Annotated in this window: 5 protein-coding genes; 4 read left to right on the top strand and 1 reads right to left on the bottom strand. The window is 70.5% G+C overall.

Going from position 1 to position 5,189, the window contains the following annotated elements:
• The 4 genes from BN13_RS15565 to BN13_RS15550 form a co-directional block, all read left to right on the top strand.
• Positions 1-1,299 (top strand): PP2C family serine/threonine-protein phosphatase (locus tag BN13_RS15565; RefSeq protein WP_053079826.1); only part of this gene is annotated, 1,299 nt, incomplete at its 5' end.
• A complete protein-coding gene (locus BN13_RS15560; RefSeq protein ID WP_048548118.1) occupies positions 1,292-2,572 on the top strand; it encodes a vWA domain-containing protein in 1,281 nt (426 codons plus the stop codon). The genes BN13_RS15565 and BN13_RS15560, both read left to right, overlap by 8 nt.
• The gene (locus BN13_RS15555) at positions 2,569-3,477 is read left to right on the top strand and encodes an FHA domain-containing protein (RefSeq protein ID WP_048548117.1); all 909 of its coding nucleotides are present in this window, start codon (positions 2,569-2,571) and stop codon (positions 3,475-3,477) included. Before BN13_RS15560 ends, BN13_RS15555 begins: the two co-directional genes overlap by 4 nt.
• Positions 3,474-4,241: a type 1 glutamine amidotransferase gene (locus tag BN13_RS15550; protein ID WP_053079825.1), complete on the top strand. Its 768-nt coding sequence runs from the start codon at positions 3,474-3,476 to the stop codon at positions 4,239-4,241. The genes BN13_RS15555 and BN13_RS15550 overlap by 4 nt, the downstream gene beginning before the upstream one ends.
• Before the next feature lie 238 nt (positions 4,242-4,479).
• On the opposite strand, the gene yiaA is transcribed toward BN13_RS15550, so the two are convergent.
• Positions 4,480-5,031, bottom strand: a complete 552-nt coding sequence (yiaA, locus tag BN13_RS15545; protein WP_084733811.1) for an inner membrane protein YiaA — start codon at positions 5,029-5,031, stop codon at positions 4,480-4,482.
• Positions 5,032-5,189 lie beyond the last annotated feature (158 nt).

Genomic DNA, 5,189 nt, shown 5'->3' with positions numbered 1-5,189 from the left:
CTGACGTGCTCGGCGTGCGGCGACGACCTGCCCGCGGGCGCGTCGTTCTGCGAGGCCTGCGGCGCGGACCTCGTCGCGGCCGACGGGACGGCTCCCGCCTCAGCCGCGAACTCTGCCGGGGCGCCGCCTCGGGCCGCAACCCCCGGCATGACCGTCCCCGGCGCGATCACCCCCGGTGCGACCATCCCCGGCGCGACGACCCCCGCTGCGAATAGCCCAGCCATACCCACGCCCGCCGCGCCCGAGGTGACGGCACCGGCCGGCGACGAGTCCCCGCTCGACATCGGCTGGACCGGTGTCGTCCCGGGCGGCGGCAATGTCTACGAGCAGGCTGTCGTGGCGACGCCGTGCACCGCCTGTGGCCAGGGGAATTACGTCGACGGCTATTGCGACAACTGCGGCGCCAAGCAAGCCGACCCACGTGACCACTTCGAGGAGTCTCCCGCCACCTGGGTGGGGGGCGTGTGCGACATCGGCCGGCGGCATACGCGCAATGAGGACGCCCTCGCGCTCGCGGCGGAGGCGACCCCGGGAAGCCGGGCCGTGCTCGTCGTCTGCGATGGCGTCTCCAACACCACCGACTCCCATGTCGCCAGCTTGGCGGGGGCGAAGGCGGCGCGCGGCATACTCGACAAGCCGTTGTCCGCGGGGGTCGGGACCCCGGAGGCGACCAAGGCGGCGGCGGTCCGACGTCTCGACGAGGCGGTCCAGGCGGCCAACAAGGCCGTGATCGCGACGGTCGCCGACAAGAACGACCCCAACCCGCCGTCGTGCACGTTCACCGGCGCGATCGTGACGCGCGCGAGCGGCAGTGGAATCGGCACTACCGGGATCACCGCCTATGTCGGGAATGTCGGGGACAGCCGGATCTATTGGCTCCCGGACGGCACCGAGGGCGCCGAGCAACTCAGCCGAGACGATTCGTATGCCGCGGACCGCATCGCCGCCGGCGTCGAACGCAAGGAGGCCGAGACTGGGCCCATGGCCCACTCGATCACCCGGTGGCTGGGGATTGACGCGCCGGACGACATCACTCCCCATACGCGCGAGGTGGCCGTGGATCGCCCCGGTTGGCTGATGTTGTGTAGTGATGGACTGTGGAACTACTGCTCGGCTGCCGCCGATATGCAGGCGCTCGTGGCCCGGCTTGTCGCGGAGGGCAGCGGGCAGACACCGACCGCGCTGGCGGGCGCGCTCGTGGATTTCGCCAATAATGCGGGGGGAGCCGACAACATCACCGTGGCGTTGGCTCGGATCGACCTCGTAGGACCCAGTGGAGGGGATGGACGCAATGGCTGACTTCGTCGCCGAGGCTTTCCAGAATGAGTTCTTGTCCGACGGCGGCACGGATGTGCACGCGATCGTGCGGATCACCGCCTCGAATGCGTCGGGCGCGACCGCCGCGGCGTCGGGTGCCGGCGGGGTCGAGGTCATCATCGTCGACACGTCCGGGTCGATGGGGGAGCGCGGAATCCAGCAAGGCGCCTTGGCCGCGACGGCCGCGCTGCAGGAGATCACCGACGGCACCCTGTTTGCGGTGATCGCTGGCAATCACCTTGCCTGGCAGGTGTATCCGCCGTCGCCGGTGCCCGGGCTGGCCGTCATGAACTCGGCCAACCGGGCCGCCGCCATGGGGGCCGTTCGCGGCTTCCGCGCCGATGGCGGCACCGCGATGGGGCAGTGGTTGTTGGCCGCGCGGCAGGTTTTCGAGACCGCGCCCGCGTCGCTGCGCCGGCACGCGATCCTGCTGACCGACGGCGCCAACGAGCACGAGACGCCCGACCAGCTATCGTGGGCGATCAACTCGTGCGCCGGGGTGTTCCAGGCCGACTGCCGCGGCGTCGGGGATCGCTGGCAGGTCGAGGAGGTGCGCCGGATCGCCTCCGCGTTGCTCGGCACGGTCGACCTGATCCCGCGGCCCGAAGAGATGGCCTCGGAGTTCCAGTCGATGATGCGGACGTCGATGTCGCGCGGGGTGGCCAATGCGGAGTTGCGCGTGTGGGCGCCGCAGGGAGCTCAGGTGCTCTTCGTCAAGCAGGTCTCGCCGAACCTTGAGGATCTGACAACCCGGCGTCGCGAGGTGAACCCGCTGACGGGGGGCTATCCGACCGGGGCGTGGTCGGATGAGGACCGGGACTATCACGTGGCGGTGCGGCTACCGGCCAAGAGCGTGGGCCAGGAACAGTTGGCGGCGCGGGTGCAACTCGCGGTCGGTGAAGAGGTCAAGGCGCAAGCGCTGGTCAAGGCGAAGTGGTCCAATGACGACGCGCTGACGGCGCGGATCAACCCGCAGGTCGCGCAGTACACCGGGCAGGCCGAGTTGGCCGCGGCCATTCAGGATGGTTTGGCGGCGAAGGCGGCCGGGCGCGAGGACGAGGCCACGAGCAAGCTGGGCCGCGCCGTGCAGTTGGCCAACGAGGCGGGCAACGCCGAGATGACCTCGCGACTGAAGAAGGTCGTCGAGATCGACAACGCCGAGACCGGGACCGTGCGGTTGAAGAAGCAGGTCGAGAAGCTGGACGAGATGGCCCTCGACACGGCGTCCACCAAGACCACGCGGGTGCGCAAGTGAGCGCGGTCTGCCCGAACGGGCACAACTCCGATTCGACCGACTACTGCGATGTCTGCGGCACGCCGATCCCCGAAGGCGCGGTGACGCCCGGGTCGGCACCGTCCTCGGGCGGGGCGCCGGGCGGCGCTGGGGTTGGGGCTAGTGGTGGTGGGTCCGCGAACTCGCTGGATCTGCCGCCGGTCGGCGGCGCCGGGGGCGGTGGATCCGCTTCGGGGAGCGGGCCGAAGGACTGCCCGAACTGCCATACGCCCAATGTCGCCGACAGCCTGTTCTGCGAGGCGTGCGGCTATGACTTCACCACCGGCGCGCTGCCGGCCGGGGCCGAGCCCAACGCCGAGGAGGCGGCCGCGCCGACGGAAGCCGGCGGCGAGGACGGCGAGGGTTCTCCCGAGGTGGCCGCGCCCGACGCGGGGGCGAGCGTCGCCGGTGGTGGCTCTGTCGGAGGTGGGTCTGATGTCGGCGCGTCTGCCGGGGTCGGGGTGCCACCGCGCATCCCGTTCCAGTGGGTGGCGGAGGTGTGGATCGACCCCGATTGGTATGCCGATCAGGAGTCCTCCGACCCCCTCCCGTCCGCCGGGTTGCCGGTCGTGGTGCCGCTGCGCATCGCCTCCGCGCTGATCGGGCGCCGGTCGGCGAGCCGCAACATCCTGCCCGATATCGACTGCAGCGCCGACCCCGGTGTCTCGCGCCGACACGCGCAACTGACCACCGACGGCAGCCGGTGGTTCGTCGAGGATCTGCAGTCGTCCAATGGCACGTATGTCGGGCCGGCGTCCGGGCCGCTGCCGGACGACCCGATCGCCGTCGGTCCCAAGACCGAGGTCGGCGACAACCGCATCTATGTCGGGGCGTGGACGCGCGTGGTCGTGCGCCGGGCCACCGACGAGGAGATCGCGATCGGGTGAAACCGCTGACTTTCCTCGTCATCGAGCACGAGGACGAATGTCCGCCGGCCTGGCTCGGCGAGTGGTGGGAAGAGCGCGGGGTGGTACTGCGCCGCATACAGGCTCATGCGCACGACCCGGCGCGCTCGGGAGCCGCGATTCCGGCGGATGTCGGGGACGCCGACGCCCTGGTCGTCCTGGGCGGGGAGGCGGGGGCCAATGACGACGCGGACTATCCGTGGCTGCCCGCGACGCGGGACCTGATCGCCCGGACCGTCGACGCCGGCGTGCCGTACCTCGGGGTGTGCCTCGGCCACCAGTTGGCGTCCGTCGCGCTCGGCGGCGAGGTCCGCCGCAATCCGAATGGGATGGCGACCGGGCTGACACCGGTTGCGTTGACGGCGGCTGGCGAGCAGGATCCGCTGCTGTCCGAGTGCGCGGGATCGGTTGCGGTGCAATGGAATAGCGACATCGCGACGCGCTTTCCCGAGCGGGCCGTGGTGCTGGCGACGGCCCCGGACGGGTCGCCGCAGGCGGTCCGGTTCACCCCCTGGGCGTATGGCGTGCAGTTCCACCCCGAGGTCACCCCCGAGCAGTTCGACTCGTGGTGGGTGGGCAAGCCGTCCGCTTCGGACCCCGCCGTGCGTGCCCGCGCCGCGGCCGCCTCCGACGCCATCCACGCCGCCCGCGACGACCTCCGCGCCACCTGGCGCCCCTTCGCCGCGCGGTTCTTGGACCTGGTGCGCGACTTCCGCGCCCCTGACGCCCCTGGGCCCGTTGACTAACTGCTGCTAGCAGCAGTTAGTCAACTGTGGACACCTTGCAAGTTGTCCGCAGTTGACTAACCTGTGCTGAGTTGTCGCATCGAGGCGAGCGTGCTGGGGTGAGCGTGCTGGGGTGAGTCGGCGAGGCGGCGCCAACCCGACCCCTGCGCGGGTTGGCGCCACCCCAAGTCACATGCCCCGAGTCACATCCCCCTAGTCACATGCCCCGGTCGCACCATGAGGTATGCCGCGGCCGGGCTCAGCTGCCCAGGCGCCAGCGGAGCGGGTTGTTCGCCGGGCCGGTCTCGCCCGCACCAGTCGACGCGCTTCCACCGGAGTTGCCAGTAGAGTTTCCGCGGGGGGCCGTCCGGTTGGCGACGGCGAGGTCGCGGACGTTCTTCTGGACGGCCACCGCGGCATACATCGCCAGACCGAAGGCCATCGCATAGAACCCCTTCTCGCTGGGGGCCAACTCGGCATTCCACAGGCCGATGCTCAGCAGGCTGAGCGAGATGCCGACGGCCGCCCAGGAGAGGCCGAGATAGAGCGCGCTGACCTCGATGCCCTCGGCGCGGTCGCGCACCGACTTCTGCACCGACACGGCTCCGAATAGCCCGAAGAGCAACAGGGTCAGATAAAAACCCTTCTCCGACAAGTCCATCGAGGCGTTGAAGAGACCGGTGAGGAAGCCGGTCATGCCGAGCAGCAGTGCGACCCAGGAGGCGCCCACAAAGGCGGTGGTCGGGGCGGCCACGGCGGGGGCCGCGGGAGCGTCGGGCGCGACAGCGGCGTTCAGGTCAGCGGTGTTCATGTCGTCGAACCTAAGAGGTCGAGGGCACCCGCCGCGTGAGTAGGCGTACTCGACTCGTCCCTCAGCCTTTGCGCCGTACGCTCCCAGCGATCTCGCCTAGGGTCGATTGATGCCGGCGTCACCACCCAGCGCGCGTCCGGGGACCTCGATCGACCCGC

It is taken from the genome of Nostocoides jenkinsii Ben 74, from assembly GCF_001046875.1.
Taxonomy (GTDB): domain Bacteria; phylum Actinomycetota; class Actinomycetes; order Actinomycetales; family Dermatophilaceae; genus Nostocoides_A; species Nostocoides_A jenkinsii.
The sequence above is the reverse complement of the archived record's forward strand: the minus strand, read 5'-3'. Positions and strand labels throughout refer to the sequence as shown.

Bases quoted from the DNA above. Each gene is read 5' to 3' on its own strand.
- BN13_RS15560 (WP_048548118.1), top strand. From the start codon at position 1,292: ATGGCTGACTTCGTCGCCGAGGCTTTCCAGAATGAGTTCTTGTCCGAC.
- yiaA (WP_084733811.1), bottom strand. From the start codon at position 5,031: ATGAACACCGCTGACCTGAACGCCGCTGTCGCGCCCGACGCTCCCGCG.